The organism is Pseudomonas baetica (genome assembly GCF_051216495.1).
Lineage (GTDB): Bacteria > Pseudomonadota > Gammaproteobacteria > Pseudomonadales > Pseudomonadaceae > Aquipseudomonas > Aquipseudomonas baetica_B.
Genome location: NZ_JBPKAM010000004.1, coordinates 60,583 through 76,179, shown reverse-complemented (window position 1 = coordinate 76,179; position 15,597 = coordinate 60,583). Strand labels below are relative to the sequence as shown.

Annotated in this window: 15 protein-coding genes; 9 read left to right on the top strand and 6 right to left on the bottom strand. The window is 58.1% G+C overall.

Annotation, left to right across the window (positions count from 1 at the left end; all coding sequences use genetic code 11):
* Positions 1 to 118: 118 nt before the first annotated feature.
* Entirely contained in the window at positions 119 to 1,024 is a 906-nt protein-coding gene (locus tag ACSFE6_RS03380; protein WP_435426266.1) for a flagellar protein MotY, read from the bottom strand.
* A gap of 159 nt (positions 1,025 to 1,183) precedes the next feature.
* Here ACSFE6_RS03380 and pyrC point away from each other — a divergent pair, with 159 nt between their 5' ends.
* Entirely contained in the window at positions 1,184 to 2,230 is a 1,047-nt protein-coding gene (pyrC, locus tag ACSFE6_RS03375) for a dihydroorotase (protein WP_435426265.1), read from the top strand.
* Positions 2,227 to 2,904 (top strand): ribonuclease T, encoded by a 678-nt coding sequence (gene rnt, locus ACSFE6_RS03370; protein WP_435426264.1) that lies wholly within the window; start codon positions 2,227 to 2,229, stop codon positions 2,902 to 2,904. Before pyrC ends, rnt begins: the two co-directional genes overlap by 4 nt.
* A 179-nt stretch (positions 2,905 to 3,083) precedes the next feature.
* Here rnt and ACSFE6_RS03365 read toward each other — a convergent pair whose 3' ends face one another.
* The gene (locus ACSFE6_RS03365; protein WP_175377857.1) at positions 3,084 to 3,686 is read right to left on the bottom strand and encodes a peroxiredoxin; all 603 of its coding nucleotides are present in this window, start codon (positions 3,684 to 3,686) and stop codon (positions 3,084 to 3,086) included.
* Between the two features lie 302 nt (positions 3,687 to 3,988).
* Here ACSFE6_RS03365 and ACSFE6_RS03360 point away from each other — a divergent pair, with 302 nt between their 5' ends.
* Positions 3,989 to 4,207, top strand: a complete 219-nt coding sequence (locus tag ACSFE6_RS03360; RefSeq protein ID WP_008057530.1) for a bacterioferritin-associated ferredoxin — start codon at positions 3,989 to 3,991, stop codon at positions 4,205 to 4,207.
* A 198-nt stretch (positions 4,208 to 4,405) separates the two neighbouring features.
* Positions 4,406 to 4,882, top strand: coding sequence for a bacterioferritin (bfr, locus tag ACSFE6_RS03355; RefSeq protein ID WP_435426263.1), 477 nt, complete (start codon positions 4,406 to 4,408; stop codon positions 4,880 to 4,882).
* A 197-nt stretch (positions 4,883 to 5,079) separates the two neighbouring features.
* Here the strand turns inward: bfr and grxD are convergent, their stop codons facing one another.
* Positions 5,080 to 5,421: a Grx4 family monothiol glutaredoxin gene (grxD, locus tag ACSFE6_RS03350; RefSeq protein WP_007938922.1), complete on the bottom strand. Its 342-nt coding sequence runs from the start codon at positions 5,419 to 5,421 to the stop codon at positions 5,080 to 5,082.
* A 97-nt stretch (positions 5,422 to 5,518) separates the two neighbouring features.
* Positions 5,519 to 7,627, bottom strand: coding sequence for a molybdopterin oxidoreductase family protein (locus ACSFE6_RS03345; protein WP_435426262.1), 2,109 nt, complete (start codon positions 7,625 to 7,627; stop codon positions 5,519 to 5,521).
* Positions 7,628 to 8,153: 526 nt separating this feature from the next.
* Here ACSFE6_RS03345 and argF point away from each other — a divergent pair.
* Together argF and ACSFE6_RS03335 are read left to right on the top strand one after the other, a co-directional pair.
* Complete coding sequence (gene argF / locus ACSFE6_RS03340) at positions 8,154 to 9,074, top strand: ornithine carbamoyltransferase (protein ID WP_435426261.1); 921 nt, start codon at positions 8,154 to 8,156, stop codon at positions 9,072 to 9,074.
* Positions 9,071 to 10,180 carry an ABC transporter ATP-binding protein gene (locus tag ACSFE6_RS03335; RefSeq protein ID WP_435426260.1) on the top strand — a complete coding sequence of 370 codons (1,110 nt, stop codon included), beginning with the start codon at positions 9,071 to 9,073 and terminating at the stop codon, positions 10,178 to 10,180. Before argF ends, ACSFE6_RS03335 begins: the two co-directional genes overlap by 4 nt.
* 122 nt (positions 10,181 to 10,302) lie before the next feature.
* Here the strand turns inward: ACSFE6_RS03335 and ACSFE6_RS03330 are convergent, their stop codons facing one another.
* Both ACSFE6_RS03330 and ybaK read right to left on the bottom strand, forming a co-directional pair.
* Positions 10,303 to 11,085, bottom strand: a complete 783-nt coding sequence (locus ACSFE6_RS03330) for a PhzF family phenazine biosynthesis protein (protein WP_435426259.1) — start codon at positions 11,083 to 11,085, stop codon at positions 10,303 to 10,305.
* Between the two features lie 163 nt (positions 11,086 to 11,248).
* A complete protein-coding gene (ybaK, locus tag ACSFE6_RS03325) occupies positions 11,249 to 11,719 on the bottom strand; it encodes a Cys-tRNA(Pro) deacylase (protein WP_435426258.1) in 471 nt (156 codons plus the stop codon).
* A gap of 347 nt (positions 11,720 to 12,066) precedes the next feature.
* Between ybaK and ACSFE6_RS03320 the strand changes: the two genes are divergently transcribed.
* The 3 genes from ACSFE6_RS03320 (at position 12,067) to ACSFE6_RS03310 (ending at position 15,336) form a co-directional block, all read left to right on the top strand.
* Positions 12,067 to 12,918 (top strand): MIP/aquaporin family protein, encoded by an 852-nt coding sequence (locus ACSFE6_RS03320; protein WP_435426257.1) that lies wholly within the window; start codon positions 12,067 to 12,069, stop codon positions 12,916 to 12,918.
* A 74-nt stretch (positions 12,919 to 12,992) separates the two neighbouring features.
* Positions 12,993 to 14,498 carry a glycerol kinase GlpK gene (glpK, locus tag ACSFE6_RS03315; protein WP_435426256.1) on the top strand — a complete coding sequence of 502 codons (1,506 nt, stop codon included), beginning with the start codon at positions 12,993 to 12,995 and terminating at the stop codon, positions 14,496 to 14,498.
* An 82-nt stretch (positions 14,499 to 14,580) separates the two neighbouring features.
* The gene (locus tag ACSFE6_RS03310) at positions 14,581 to 15,336 is read left to right on the top strand and encodes a DeoR/GlpR family transcriptional regulator (protein ID WP_433736965.1); all 756 of its coding nucleotides are present in this window, start codon (positions 14,581 to 14,583) and stop codon (positions 15,334 to 15,336) included.
* Positions 15,337 to 15,597: the final 261 nt, after the last annotated feature.

Sequence of the window (15,597 nt, the reverse complement as noted above, 5' to 3'; positions counted from 1 at the left end):
ACGGGGTTCTACGGAAAGCCGGGAAGTCTACCGCTCATGCAGAATAATTTACAGTGGCGCGACAGCTTATGACGACGAAGCGACAGATTATGTCGAGAGCGCGACGATGACAAAACGGTCAGGAAGTTGTCGAATTAGACGGTTTCGTGGCTTGAGGGGCCACCTGCTCCGGCGGAGCTCCGCGCTCCAATCGAACGGCAACCCGACGGTTTTTCGCGCGGTTGGCGTTATTGGTATTCGGCGCCAACGGATAGCTCTCACCATGGAAACGCAGGGTGATCTGCGACTCCTGAATGCCATTGGCCTTAAAGAACTCCATGACGGCCAAGGCTCGACGACGGGACAGGTCACGGTTGGTCAGACGATTGCCACTGTTATCGGAATGGCCGTCAAGTTCGATGTGATTGACCGTCGGATCAGCCTTCATGTACTCCAGCATCACCTGCAACCTGGCTTTGGCGGCCGCATCCAGATCGATACCGCCACCAGGGAAACCGACCTGAGACTGCTTCACCTGATCGAAATTCTGCGGCAACAGTTTGGCGACACAACCTTGATAATCGGCAAACGCCTTGTTGAACCTGACTGGCAACAGGCGCACTTCCGACACCCGGCCATCCCCCGAGGATTGCCGAACCACCGGACTGCGTCCATCCATCAGGCCACTGATCAATCGCCCGGCCTGAACTTGTGAACTGTTGAACAATACATTGCCGCTGCCGACTCTCACTGTACCGAGATTGATATCGCCTCGCCCCGGCTGCCAGGGCGCAGCCGCGGCCAGCAAGGTGGCCGAACCGCCCCCCATAACGGCGTTGGACGCATTCAGACGAAACGTCGCCTGTTCGCCAGCGCGGCGTACGAATTGCCCCGAGCCGAAATCGGTGATCGGTTGTGTCAGGCGACATTCGAACTTATCGCCTTCGACCGTCCACTCGATGCTCTCCAGACGGGTCTGGAAAGTGAGCGCCATCGCGGGAAGGCTGGCAAACACACTGAGCAAGGCTAAATAACGCTGGCGCACGGGAGGCTCCACTGGCTTCTACAACAAAAAGACGGACACGCAAATGTTCACGGCATACCTGTTGGATATCGGAAGCTTCCTGCAAAACTTGATAGCGAGTGCCTGCAAGAGTCTTTTCCGGTAGCATTCCCTGGAGTTTGACCCGCCTGGAATCCCCTCATGTCCGACCGCCTGACCCTGCTGCGTCCCGACGACTGGCATATTCATCTTCGCGATGGTGCCGTGTTGACCAATACCGTCGCGGATGTTGCGCGCACCTTTGGTCGCGCCATCATTATGCCCAACCTGGTTCCACCGGTCCGCAATGCGACCGAAGCCGATGGCTATCGCCAGCGGATCCTCGCTGCCCGCCCCGCCGGCAGCCGGTTCGAACCGCTGATGGTCCTTTACCTGACCGATCGCACCCAGCCTGAAGAAATTCGCGAGGCCAAGGCCACCGGTTTCATTCACGCCGCCAAGCTCTATCCGGCCGGCGCGACCACCAATTCGGACTCTGGCGTCACCAGCATCGACAAGATCTTCCCCGCACTGGAGGCCATGGCCGAAGTCGGCATGCCCTTGTTGGTCCACGGTGAAGTCACCCGCGGCGAAGTCGATGTCTTCGACCGCGAAAAAATCTTTATCGATGAGCACTTGCGTCGTGTGGTCGAGCGTTTCCCGACCCTCAAAGTGGTGTTCGAGCACATCACCACTGCTGACGCCGTGCAGTTCGTCAAATCGGCTTCGGCCAACGTTGGCGCAACCATCACCGCGCATCACCTGTTGTACAACCGCAACCACATGCTGGTGGGAGGGATTCGGCCGCACTTCTATTGCCTGCCGATTCTCAAGCGCAATACGCATCAGGAAGCCTTGCTCGACGCCGCCACCAGCGGCAGCGAAAAGTTCTTCCTCGGCACCGATTCGGCGCCCCACGCTCAGCACGCCAAGGAAGCCGCCTGCGGCTGTGCAGGTTGCTACACCGCTTATGCGGCGATCGAGATGTATGCCGAAGCCTTCGAACAGCGCAATGCGCTGGACAAGCTCGAAGCCTTCGCCAGCCTCAACGGCCCACGCTTCTATGGCCTGCCGGCAAACACCGATCGCATCACCCTGGTTCGCGAAGAATGGACCGCCCCTGCCAGCCTGCCATTCGGCGAGCTGACCGTCATCCCGCTGCGCGCCGGTGAAAAACTGCGCTGGCGCCTGCTGGAGGAAAACGCGTGAGTGACGACCATTTCGACGATGAACAGGAAGGTAATGGCGGCGGAGGCGGTCCTCGTCATCCAATGGCCGCCAGGTTCCGTGGTTACCTGCCTGTTGTCGTCGACGTAGAAACCGGTGGCTTCAACTCGGCCACCGACGCCCTGCTGGAAATCGCCGCGACCACCATTGCCATGGATGAAAAGGGTTTTGTTTACCCGGATCACACCTACTTCTTCCGGGTCGAGCCTTTTGAAGGCGCGAACATCGAAGCGGCAGCCCTGGAGTTCACCGGGATCAAGCTCGATCATCCACTGCGCATGGCCGTGAGTGAAGAATCAGCCCTGAACGATATCTTCCGTGGCGTGCGCAAGGCGCTCAAGGCCAACGGCTGCAAGCGGGCGATTCTGGTCGGGCACAACAGCAGTTTCGATCTGGGCTTCCTCAACGCTGCGGTCGCGCGCCTGGACATGAAGCGCAACCCGTTCCACCCGTTCTCCAGCTTCGACACGGCCACCCTCGCCGGCCTGGCCTATGGCCAAACGGTACTGGCCAAGGCCTGTCAGGCAGCCGATATCGATTTCGACGGTCGCGAGGCCCACTCGGCTCGCTATGACACCGAGAAAACGGCCGAGCTGTTCTGCGGCATCGTCAATCGCTGGAAACAGATGGGTGGCTGGGAAGATTTCGACGATTGATGGCCTTCTGTAGGAGCGAGCATGCTCGCGATGGTCGTCAACGATGACGCTGGGAGCCTGATGCCCCGCGGTGTTCTTGAGTCCATCGCGAGCATGCTCGCTCCTACAAAGGCTTTCGTTTTCTCCACCCATAAAAAAACCGGCCACGTGGGCCGGTTTTTTTGTATCTGGCGGACGCCTTACAGAGCAGCAGCGTGCTCGGTCAGGTAAGCCGCAACGCCTTCTGGCGAAGCGTTCATGCCCTTGTCGCCTTTTTTCCAGTTGGCAGGGCAAACTTCGCCGTGCTCTTCGTGGAATTGCAGAGCGTCGACCAGACGCAGCAGCTCTTCCATGTTACGACCCAGTGGCAGGTCGTTGATGATCTGCGAACGAACAACGCCTTTGTCGTCGATCAGGAACGCGCCACGGAAAGCTACACCGTCAGCGGACTGAACGTCGTAGGCTTTCATGATTTCCTGCTTGATGTCGGCAGCCATGGTGTAGCGAACTTCACCGATACCGCCGTTGTTGACCGGGGTGTTACGCCAGGCGTTGTGGGTGAAGTGCGAGTCGATCGACACGGCGATCACTTCAACGTTGCGTGCCTTGAATTCAGACATGCGGTTGTCCAGAGCGATCAGCTCCGACGGGCAAACGAAGGTGAAGTCCAGTGGGTAGAAGAACACCAGGCCGTATTTGCCTTTGATGGCCGAGGACAGGGTGAAGCTGTCAACGATTTCGCCATTGCCGAGTACGGCCGGTACGGTGAAGTCAGGGGCTTGTTTGCCTACGAGTACGCTCATTGGATATCTCCTGGTGTAGAAACGTGAAAAACAAGGTTTGCATCAGCCTGTCACCCTCAGGCGACAGCCCTGTGACACAAACCCGGTTCGCAAAGACCGGCCATCATACACTGCGTGTTTGGCCTGTCCTTAACGGTTTTTCCCGCAAGCGTAAAAACGCAGAGCGAAAGCCGTTTCCTGCCTCCTTGCAGAACGCCGTTCGTCAGACCCTGAAAAACCCTCCCCCAAGCACTTTGACAATCATTCTCGTTAACATTAAGATCCAACGCATTCGAGACATAAACGAGCGACGGTCTTCACTTATGTATGTTTGCCTCTGCACTGGCGTTACCGACGGCCAAATCCGCGATGCGATCTATGAAGGATGCTGCAGCTACAAGGAAGTCCGCCAGGCCACCGGCGTTGCCAGTCAATGCGGTAAATGTGCCTGCCTCGCCAAGGAAGTGGTCCGCGAGACCCTGACAAAATTGCAAACGGCGCAGGCTGCGATTCCTTTTCCTGTTGAATTTACAGCAGCCTAAATAACCTTTTTCAAAGAACCGGACTGATGTCCGGTTTTTTTATGCCTGAAAATCAAATGGTTAGGCGCTAGACGCGGAACACAAACATTCTTATTCCGATTAATTTTCACTTAAGTTTCAATAACTTAGGTTTGACACTCTTAATTGTGCGGCTCAAACTCTGTTTTATAGACAGCTAATACAGGGCAGGACCCCACCATGAAAGGCGACGTTAAAGTCATCCAGCATCTCAACAAGATCCTTGCCAATGAGCTGGTCGCAATCAATCAATACTTCCTGCATGCACGCATGTATGAAGATTGGGGCCTGAACAAGCTCGGCAAACACGAATACCACGAATCCATCGACGAGATGAAGCACGCGGACAAGCTGATCAAGCGCATCCTGTTCCTTGAAGGCCTGCCGAACGTCCAGGACCTGGGCAAGCTGCACATCGGCGAACACACCAAGGAAATGCTTGAGTGTGACCTGCGTATCGAGAAAACCGGCCACAAAGACCTGAAAGAAGCTATCGCCTTTTGCGAAAAGGCTGGCGACTTCGGTAGCCGTGAACTGCTTGAGGATATCCTTGAGTCCGAAGAAGAACATATTGACTGGCTGGAAACCCAACTTGGCCTGATCGACAAGATCGGTCTCGAGAACTATCTGCAATCGCAGATGGGTGAAGACGAGTAACTTCTACACAATAAAAAGCCCCGCTCTCTTTTGAAGAGGCGGGGCTTTTTTATTGCGCTGGTTTCCGGACTTACCTGAAACCTTGTAGGAGCGAGCTTGCTCGCGATGATCGTTAACGATAACGCGGGAAGTCTGGCTCCCCGCGGTGTTCTTAAGTCCATCGCGAGCAAGCTCGCTCCTACAGAAGAGAAGCGGGATCAGGCTTCGGTCTTTGCAGCTGCGGCTTTAGCGGCAGCGTCCTTGATCAGCGCCTGCAGCGAACCATCAGCCGACATCTCGGTCATGATGTCGCTACCGCCGACCAGCTCACCGGCGACCCACAGTTGCGGGAAGGTTGGCCAGTTGGCGTATTTTGGCAGGTTGGCGCGGATTTCCGGGTTCTGCAGGATGTCCACGTACGCAAACTTTTCACCACAAGCCATCACAGCCTGCGCGGCTTTCGCGGAGAAGCCACACTGTGGGGCATTCGGCGAGCCTTTCATGTAAAGCAGAATGGTGTTATTGGCAATCTGCTCTTTAATCGTTTCGATGATATCCATGGAGCACCTCGGCTGAACTTTCCGACTCATGGGTCGGCACGGTGGCGCATTGTAACGGAAAGCCGAGGGCCATGCTCGGTCTCTCCGTCAGATACGATCAAGCCGCCGCCACGGTCACCGGAACTCCGTTCAATGCCGCATTCCCCGACAACTCATCGAGTTGGCATTCGTCCGTCAGGTCATTGGCACTGGACCCGGGCTGACCACTGGCGATGGTCATCTGCACACCCGGTCGTGCATGACCCCAACCGTGTGGAAGGCTGACCACTCCTTTCATCATATCCAGACTGCCCAGCACTTCCACTTCGATCACTCCGACCCGCGAACTGACCCGCACAAGCTGCCCATCGCTCAAACCGCGACTGGCCAGATCATCCGGGTGCATCAATAGCTGGTGACGCGGTTTGCCCTTCACCAGACGGTGATAGTTATGCATCCACGAGTTGTTGCTGCGGACATGCCGACGCCCGATCATCAACAACTCATCCGCAGCCGGTGCCTGCAACGTAGCAAAGCGCGCCAGGTCAGCCAGGATCACGGCAGGGGCCGCCTGAATTTTCTGATTGTCGGTTTTCAGACGCAGCGCCAGATTGGGCTTGAGCGGACCCAGATCAATGCCATGGGGATGATCGAACAGGGTCGCCAATGACAGCTTATGCTCCGAAGCATCGCCATACAGGCCCATGCGCAAGCCGCGATCGATCATCTGGGCCGGGGCCATGGTCGGCTTCAAATCCTTGCCGGTCTTGGTCGCAAATGCCTTCGCCAGGCCGACGAAAATTTCCCAGTCATGCAACGCGCCTTCCGGCTTGGCCAGAATCGCCCGATTGAAGCGACTGACATTGCGCACCGCAAACAGGTTGAACGTGGTGTCGTAGTGATCGTTTTCCAGCGCCGAGGTGGACGGCAGGATCAGGTCGGCGTAACGCGTGGTTTCATTGATGTACAAGTCGATACTGACCATGAACTCCAGCCCGTCCAGCGCCTGCTCCAACTGTCGACCATTCGGAGTAGACAACACAGGATTGCCCGCCACGGTGATCAACGCGCGAACCTGCCCTTCCCCTTCGGTCAGCATTTCTTCGGCCAGGGCCGACACTGGCAGCTCGCCAGCGTATTCAGGGCGTCCGGAAACCCGGCTCTGCCACACATTGAAATGTCCACCCGACGTGGAGGCCACCAGATCCACCGCCGGCTCGGTGCACAACGACCCGCCCACGCGATCGAGGTTGCCGGTGACCAGATTGATCAGTTGCACCAGCCAATGGCACAACGTGCCGAACGCCTGGGTCGAGACACCCATGCGGCCATAGCAAACGGCGCTCGGTGCAGCGGCGAAATCCCGCGCCAACTGGCGGATCTGTTCGGCGGGTACAGCACAAAGCGGGCTCATGGTGTCCGCAGTGAAGCTGACGATGGACTCGCGCACCGCGTCCAGGCCGTCCACCGGCAAATGACTGTCGCGGGTCAGGCCCTCAGCGAACATTGTATTGAGCAGGCCGAACAACAACGCCGCATCTCCACCGGGACGTACAAACAGATGCTGATCGGCCATGGCCGCCGTTTCGCTGCGACGCGGGTCGACCACCACGACTTTGCCGCCCCGGGCCTGAATTGCCTTCAAGCGCTTCTCCACATCCGGCACGGTCATGATGCTGCCGTTGGACGCGAGCGGGTTACCGCCCAGGATCAGCATGAAATCGGTATGGTCGATGTCCGGGATCGGCAGCAATAGACCGTGCCCGTACATCAAATGACTGGTCAGGTGATGGGGCAATTGATCGACTGATGTCGCGGAGTATCGGTTACGGGTTTTCAGCAAGCCCAGAAAATAATTGCTGTGGGTCATTAGCCCGTAGTTGTGCACGCTGGGATTGCCTTGATAGACCGCCACCGCGTTTGCCCCGTGACGCTCCTGAATCGCTGCCAGTCGCTCGGCTACAAGGTTGAAGGCGTCTTCCCACTCGATGGGCTGCCATTCGCTGCCCACCCGACGCATGGGCTGATGCAGGCGATCCGGATCATTCTGTATGTCCTGCAGGGCAACAGCCTTGGGACAGATGTGTCCACGGCTGAACGTATCCTGGGGATCACCCTTGATCGAGGTGATCTGTACATTGCCGGGTTCGACTTCGGTGGTTTCGATGGTCAGGCCGCAGATGGCCTCACACAGGTGGCACGCACGGTGATGGAGAGTCTTGGTCATGGCCAGTCTCTGTCTTGTTCTGGGCGGGCAGTTTCAGCCGCGGGAACAAAACTATGGCGCCTGCCCCGATACGGCGCCAGCGATGTTCGTGCTGTGAATTGATGCCCATCAGGCCAACCAATGCCCCCTGACAACCAGCTTGATGGCGACCTGTATGGCATCTGCAAACAGACTTCCTGGATGGTAAACCGAAGACGCTGTTTGCGAACGATGCGAACAACAGGTCAGAAACCGACTACAAGTGCCCGATCAACGCCCCGCTTGATTGCCAACTTGCGCAGGTGCGGTGTACAAATGCTCGGCTGCTGTCATTAATCAGGCCTCAAAAGCGCTACTGCGGACATGCCGTAGCGCCTCTGAAATCCCCTAAAAACCGTAGCCCTATTGGTAAGACGCGACATTTAATTATAAGATCGCGCCTTCCCCTATTTCGTCGCCCCGTGCGGCTTACGCCGCAGGTCTCGCCCGTTGTTCCGTTAAACAAGGCTTTGAGCATCTGCGGTTTGTAGCAAAAAGGTAGTCAATGATGAGCGCAAGGCACTTTCTCTCCCTGATGGATTGCACGCCCGAAGAGCTGGTCAGCGTGATCCGTCGAGGCGTTGAGCTCAAGGACCTGCGTAACCGCGGCGTACTGTTCGAGCCCCTGAAAAACCGCGTGCTCGGGATGATTTTCGAGAAGTCCTCGACCCGCACCCGCATTTCCTTCGAAGCCGGCATGATCCAGCTCGGTGGCCAGGCGATTTTCCTGTCGCCGCGCGACACCCAGCTGGGGCGAGGCGAACCGATCAGCGACTGCGCCATTGTCATGTCGAGCATGCTCGATGCCGTGATGATCCGTACCTTTGCCCATAGCACCCTGACCGAATTCGCCGCCAACTCGCGCGTCCCGGTGATCAACGGCCTGTCCGATGACCTGCACCCGTGCCAATTGCTGGCCGACATGCAGACGTTCCTCGAACACCGCGGTTCCATCCAGGGCAAGACCGTGGCCTGGATCGGCGACGGCAACAACATGTGCAACAGCTATATAGAAGCGGCGATCCAGTTCGACTTCCAGTTGCGCGTTGCCTGCCCTGAGGGTTATGAGCCGAATGCGGAGTTCGTGGCCCAGGCCGGTGATCGGGTGACCATCGTTCGCGATCCGAAGGATGCCGTGCGCGGCGCTCACCTGGTGAGCACCGACGTCTGGACCTCCATGGGTCAGGAAGAAGAAACCGCCAAGCGCCTTGAGCTGTTCGCTCCGTATCAGGTCAACCGCGCCTTGCTCGACCTGGCCGCCCCCGACGTGCTGTTCATGCACTGCCTGCCGGCCCACCGTGGCGAAGAGATCAGCGTCGACCTGCTCGACGACCCGCGCTCGGTGGCCTGGGATCAGGCGGAAAACCGTCTTCATGCACAAAAGGCCCTGCTCGAGTTTCTCGTCGAGCCGGCGTACCACCACGCATGAGTCAGCCATTACTGCTTAACCTGCGCAACCTCGCCTGTGGCTATCAAGACCAGCGCGTGGTGCAGAACCTCAACTTGCATTTGAATGCCGGCGACATCGGTTGCCTGCTGGGCTCCTCCGGCTGCGGCAAGACCACCACACTGCGTGCCATCGCCGGTTTCGAACCGGTACACGAGGGCGATATCCAGCTGGCCGGCGAGACGATTTCCAGCGCCGGGTTCACCCTAGCACCGGAGAAGCGTCGCATTGGCATGGTGTTCCAGGACTACGCACTGTTTCCGCACTTGAGCGTGGCCGACAACATCGCCTTCGGCATACGCAAGCATCCGCAAAAGGATCATGTCGTCGAAGAGCTGCTGGAACTGGTCAACCTGAAAAACCTTGGCAAGCGCTTTCCCCATGAGCTTTCCGGTGGCCAGCAGCAACGTGTCGCCCTGGCCCGCGCCCTGGCCCCGGAACCGCAACTGTTGCTGCTCGACGAACCCTTCTCCAATCTCGATGGCGAACTGCGCCGAAAACTCAGCCATGAGGTGCGCGACATTCTCAAGGCCCGTGGCACCAGCGCGATCCTGGTCACCCACGACCAGGAAGAAGCCTTCGCCGTCAGCGATCACGTCGGCGTGTTCAAGGAAGGTCGGCTGGAACAGTGGGACACACCCTACAACCTGTACCACGAACCGCTGACACCTTATGTGGCCAGCTTCATCGGCCAGGGTTACTTCATTCGCGGTCAGTTGAGCAGCCCGGAATCGGTACAGACCGAATTGGGAGAGTTGCGTGGCAACCGTGCTTATACCTGGCCGGTCGGTGGTGCAGTGGATGTGTTGTTGCGTCCGGACGATATCGTTTACGCACCAGACAGCGCATTGAAGGCGAAGATCACTGGCAAGTCATTCCAGGGTGCATCGACGCTGTATCGCCTGCAGATGCCGACCGGTGCGCAATTGGAATCGATCTTCCCGAGTCATGTCGATCATCAGATTGGCGCAGAGGTTGGCATTCGTGTCGCGGCGGAGCATCTGGTGCTCTTCCAGGCCACCAGCAGCATGGCGGCGCAGATTCCGGTCGTTGAATCCGGTGTACGGCGCTACAGCACCGCCAGCTGACACCACGCCCCTGTAGGAGCGAGCCTGCTCGCGATGGACTCAAGAACACCGCGGGGAATCAGAATACCCGCGTTATCGTTAACGACCATCGCGAGCAAGCTCGCTCCTACAGTTTTTTTGCGTCAACCCAGCATCAGCGTTCCGCTGGCCACCAGCGTCGCATTCCCGCCGATTTTCACCCGGTCGCCCTCCAACCGGCAGAACAATTCTCCGCCTCGTGTCGAACACTGGTAAGCCGTCAGACTCGACTTGCCCAGGCGTTTCGACCAATAAGGAATCAGGCTGCAATGGGTCGATCCGGTTACCGGGTCTTCATTGATGCCAATGGCCGGCGCGAAGTAGCGCGACACGAAATCGTGCTTGCTGCCTCGGGCAGTCACAATGGCGCCCAACCAGGGCAGCTTCGCCAGGGCAACCATGTCCGGCTGACAGTCGAGCACAGCCTGCTCGGACTCCAATACCACGAACAGCTCATTCGATCCCAGCACGTCCACAGCTTCGACACCGAGCGCGCGCTCAACATCCAGGGTGACGCCCACTTCCGACGGTACGATCGCCGGAAAATCCAGCCACAAACGCCCACCCTCACGGCTGACGCTCAGCGGGCCCGATTTGCAGGTGAAGTCCAGGCGTTCAACCGACTCTTTGTAGATTTCAAACAGGACATAAGCACTGGCCAGGGTTGCATGGCCGCACAAGGGCACTTCGGTGGTCGGGGTAAACCAGCGAATGTGCCAGCCCTGCCCTTCGCGCACGACAAAAGCGGTCTCGGCCAGGTTGTGCTCGGCGGCGATCTTTTGCATCAACTCATCGGCGAGCCAGGCGTCCAACCGATAGACCATGGCCGGGTTACCGCTGAAGGGACGATCGCTGAACGCGTCGACCTGATGAAACTCAAGCTGCATAACATTCTCCCTTTGTCAGGCTACCAGATGAAATTGTCGTAATGTTTTTTTAGGAGCGAGCCCGCTCGCGAAGAACCAGAGAGCGCTGAGTGCAATCAGACAGCACGCGTTATCGTTAACGACCATCGCGAGCAGGCTCGCTCCCACAGGGGATCATCAGTCTTCAGGCACGACCGATATCGGCGAACTTCGCCTGGGTGTGTTCGGCCAGCACGGTGGGTGCCAATTCGACTTCCAGGCCGCGACGCCCCGCGCTGACAAAAATGCTCGCAAAGGGCTGGGCCGAATTGTCGATGAAGGTGCGCAGACGCTTCTTCTGCCCCAACGGACTGATCCCACCCAGCAGATATCCCGTTGAGCGTTGTGCAGCGGCAGGGTCGGCCATTTCGACCTTCTTCACCCCGGCCGCGTGGGCCAGGGCTTTCAAATCCAGGCTTCCACCCACCGGCACCACCGCCACCAGCAGTTCGCCTTTTTCACTGGCCGCCAGCAGGGTCTTGAACACCTGCGCCGGGTCCAGCCCGAGCTTTTCCGCGGCCTCCAGCCCATAGGACGCTGCCTTCGGGTCATGTTCATAACTGTGCACTCGGTGTTCGGCCCGAACCTTTTTCAGCAAATCCAATGCGGGTGTCATGACAGCTCCAGACTTGGCGGCAGTAAAAATACTGCGCCGGATTCTAGGACATTGATTCGCAAAAGGCTCTATCGCGGCACCGACCCAACAGCACGTCCGTATCGAATTTACCTGCGTCCCGAGAAGATCATTCACAAGACTAATAGTTTCTTTGTGACTGACGGTTCACTTTCGACCTTTGACAGCAGTGTTTCTTGTCTATATTTTTTCGTTTATGAAACTGTACGAACAGTCTTACGGCAGTGCCCAGCTGTAAACCGGAAACGGAACCGGGATTCCGCCTCGGTGAAAAACGCGCTTCGAACCTATTGATGCAAGCGCCAGACAAGAAAAAGAATGAGGTTTCAATGACAACCGCTTTACAACAACCGTCGCTCTCGAGCCAATGCATGGCCGAGTTCCTGGGTACTGCACTGCTGATCTTCTTTGGTACGGGGTGTGTTGCCGCGCTCAAGGTCGCGGGTGCCAGCTTTGGCTTGTGGGAAATCAGCATCATCTGGGGTGTCGGTGTCAGCATGGCGATCTACCTGACCGCCGGGGTTTCCGGCGCTCATCTCAATCCGGCCGTCAGCATCGCGCTGAGCATTTTTGCCGACTTCGAAAAGCGTAAACTGCCGTTCTATATTTTCGCCCAGGTGGCTGGCGCCTTTTGCGGTGCCTTGCTGGTGTACACGCTGTACAGCAGTCTCTTCTTCGATTTCGAACACACTCACCATATGGTTCGCGGCACTGAAGCCAGCCTTGAACTGGCGTCTGTGTTTTCCACCTTCCCCAATCCGAGCCTCTCCACCTCACAAGCCTTTCTGGTTGAAGTCATCATCACCGCCGTCCTGATGGGCGTAATCATGTCCCTGACCGACGATAACAATGGCCTGCCCAATGGTCCGCTGGCGCCCCTGTTGATCGGTTTGTTGATTGCGGTGATTGGCAGCTCGATGGGACCGCTCACCGGTTTTGCGATGAATCCGGCCCGTGACTTCGGCCCTAAACTGATGACTTTTTTCGCGGGTTGGGGTGACATTTCCTTCACGGGCGGGCGCGATATCCCGTACTTCCTGATCCCGGTATTTGCGCCGATTGTCGGTGCATGCCTCGGCGCCGCGGCTTATCGCGGGGTCATCGCCCGCCACCTGCCGAGCACCGAACCCGCTGCACGGGACACAACTGCGACCATTGACGGCAAACCACGAATTTCTTGATACCGTTGGCGCATGATCCTGCCCATTAGATCGCGCGCCAGACCCCAGCCCTTTTTTCGCCCAAGGCAATCGACATGACCGACACTCAGAATAAGAACTACATCATTGCCCTCGATCAGGGTACGACCAGCTCCCGCGCGATCATTTTCGACCGCGACGCAAACGTGGTCTGCACCGCACAGCGCGAATTCGCACAGCATTACCCGCAAGCCGGGTGGGTCGAACATGACCCGATGGAAATCTTCGCCACGCAAAGCGCCGTGATGGTCGAGGCCCTGGCGCAAGCCGGCCTGCATCACGATCAGGTCGCAGCCATCGGCATCACCAACCAGCGTGAAACCACCGTGGTCTGGGACAAGAACACCGGACGGCCGATCTACAACGCAATCGTCTGGCAGTGCCGCCGCAGTACCGAGATCTGCCAGCAGCTCAAACGCGATGGCTACGAGCAATACATCAGCGAAACCACCGGCCTGGTCACCGACCCTTACTTCTCCGGCACCAAGCTCAAGTGGATCCTCGATAACGTCGAAGGCAGCCGTGAGCGTGCACGTAACGGCGAACTGCTATTCGGCACCGTCGATAGCTGGCTGATCTGGAAATTTACCGGCGGCAAGGTGCATGTCACCGACTACACCAATGCCTCGCGCACCATGCTCTTCAACATCCACACCCTGGAGTGGGACGCGAAGATGCTGGAGGTGCTGGATATCCCACGGGAAATGTTGCCCGAGGTGAAATCGTCTTCCGAAATCTACGGCCACACCAAAAGCGGCATCGCCATCGGAGGGATCGCCGGCGACCAGCAGGCGGCGCTGTTCGGCCAGATGTGCGTCGAGGCCGGCCAGGCCAAAAACACCTACGGCACCGGTTGCTTCCTGCTGATGAACACGGGCGACAAAGCCGTGAAATCGAGCCACGGCATGCTCACCACCATCGCCTGTGGCCCTCGTGGTGAAGTGGCGTATGCGCTGGAAGGCGCGGTGTTCAACGGCGGCTCCACCGTGCAGTGGCTGCGTGACGAGTTGAAAATCATCAACGACGCCCACGACACCGAGTACTTCGCCAACAAGGTCAAGGACAGCAATGGCGTGTACCTGGTCCCCGCCTTCACCGGCCTCGGCGCGCCGTACTGGGACCCTTACGCCCGTGGTGCGCTGTTCGGGCTGACCCGCGGCGTGCGCGTGGATCACATCATTCGCGCAACGCTGGAATCAATTGCCTACCAGACCCGCGACGTACTCGACGCCATGCAACAGGACGCCGGCGAACGCCTCAAAGCCCTGCGCGTGGATGGTGGCGCAGTGGCCAACAACTTCCTGATGCAGTTCCAGGCCGACATCCTCGGCACCCAGGTCGAACGCCCGCAAATGCGCGAGACCACGGCACTGGGTGCAGCTTACCTGGCGGGTCTGGCCTGCGGTTTCTGGGGCAGCCTGGAAGAGTTGCGCGGCAAGGCGGTGATCGAGCGCAGGTTCGAACCGACACTGGACGAAGAAGCGAAGGAAAAACTCTACGCTGGCTGGAAAAAAGCCGTCAGCCGTACCCGTGATTGGGAGCCTCAGGAAGGCGCTGAATAATGCATATCCGTATGTAACTGGTCGGGAGCTGATTCCTGCGGCATCATGGGCAAATTTTGCACGGCAGCCCAAAGGACGCCCCATGAATCTGCCTCCCCGTCAGCAGCAAATCCTCGAACTGGTCCGCGAGCGCGGCTATGTCAGCATCGAGGAAATGGCCACCCTGTTCGTTGTTACCCCGCAGACCATCCGCCGTGATATCAATCAGCTGGCCGAATCCAACCTGCTGCGTCGCTACCACGGTGGCGCGGCTTACGATTCCAGCGTGGAAAACACCGCCTACGCCATGCGCGCCGACCAGATGCGCGATGAAAAGCAGCGCATCGGTGAAGCGATTGCGGCGCAGATCCCGGATCACGCCTCGCTGTTCATCAACATTGGCACCACCACCGAATCCATCGCCCGCGCGCTACTCAATCACAGCCACCTGAAGATCATCACCAACAACTTGCATGTAGCCTCGATGCTCAGCGCCAAGGACGATTTCGATGTGCTGCTGACGGGCGGCAATGTGCGGCGCGACGGTGGTGTGGTCGGCCAAGCCAGCGTCGACTTTATCAATCAGTTCAAGGTCGACTTCGCCCTGGTCGGTATCAGCGGCATCGATGAGGACGGCAGCCTGCTGGATTTCGATTACCAGGAAGTGCGGGTGTCCCAGGCGATCATCGCCAACGCCCGGCAGGTGATCCTCGCGGCAGACTCCAGCAAGTTCGGGCGCAATGCCATGATTCGACTGGGACCGATCAGCCTGATCGATTGCCTGGTGACTGATCAGCAACCTGTGCCGGCGCTCACCCAACTGTTGAATCAACACAAGATTCGACTGGAAGTCGTATAACCCCTTAGATCTTCGTCGTCTGTCCTGACGCCTTCGCGAGCAGGCTCGCTCCCACAGGTACATTGCGGCCCTTGTGGGAGCGAGCCTGCTCGCGAAGACAATGTTCTCTACACCGCCTCTATCGCGCTCTTGCGCGCACTCAATGTTCGAATATTTTCCTTTAACCACCCTTCGATGAGTTTTTTCAATCGAAGCCGGCTGGCTGTGCGCGTCTTTATGGGCTAGTATTTTCGCAAATGAACATTAATGTTCGAATTCAAA

Excerpts from the sequence above, each read along its gene's own strand:
- pyrC (WP_435426265.1), top strand. The coding sequence starts at position 1,184 with ATGTCCGACCGCCTGACCCTGCTGCGTCCCGACGACTGGCATATTCAT.
- ACSFE6_RS03365 (WP_175377857.1), bottom strand. The coding sequence starts at position 3,686 with ATGAGCGTACTCGTAGGCAAACAAGCCCCTGACTTCACCGTACCGGCC.
- ACSFE6_RS03360 (WP_008057530.1), top strand. The coding sequence starts at position 3,989 with ATGTATGTTTGCCTCTGCACTGGCGTTACCGACGGCCAAATCCGCGAT.
- bfr (WP_435426263.1), top strand. The coding sequence starts at position 4,406 with ATGAAAGGCGACGTTAAAGTCATCCAGCATCTCAACAAGATCCTTGCC.
- grxD (WP_007938922.1), bottom strand. The coding sequence starts at position 5,421 with ATGGATATCATCGAAACGATTAAAGAGCAGATTGCCAATAACACCATT.
- ACSFE6_RS03345 (WP_435426262.1), bottom strand. The coding sequence starts at position 7,627 with ATGACCAAGACTCTCCATCACCGTGCGTGCCACCTGTGTGAGGCCATC.
- argF (WP_435426261.1), top strand. The coding sequence starts at position 8,154 with ATGAGCGCAAGGCACTTTCTCTCCCTGATGGATTGCACGCCCGAAGAG.
- ACSFE6_RS03335 (WP_435426260.1), top strand. The coding sequence starts at position 9,071 with ATGAGTCAGCCATTACTGCTTAACCTGCGCAACCTCGCCTGTGGCTAT.
- ACSFE6_RS03330 (WP_435426259.1), bottom strand. The coding sequence starts at position 11,085 with ATGCAGCTTGAGTTTCATCAGGTCGACGCGTTCAGCGATCGTCCCTTC.
- ybaK (WP_435426258.1), bottom strand. The coding sequence starts at position 11,719 with ATGACACCCGCATTGGATTTGCTGAAAAAGGTTCGGGCCGAACACCGA.
- ACSFE6_RS03320 (WP_435426257.1), top strand. The coding sequence starts at position 12,067 with ATGACAACCGCTTTACAACAACCGTCGCTCTCGAGCCAATGCATGGCC.
- glpK (WP_435426256.1), top strand. The coding sequence starts at position 12,993 with ATGACCGACACTCAGAATAAGAACTACATCATTGCCCTCGATCAGGGT.
- ACSFE6_RS03310 (WP_433736965.1), top strand. The coding sequence starts at position 14,581 with ATGAATCTGCCTCCCCGTCAGCAGCAAATCCTCGAACTGGTCCGCGAG.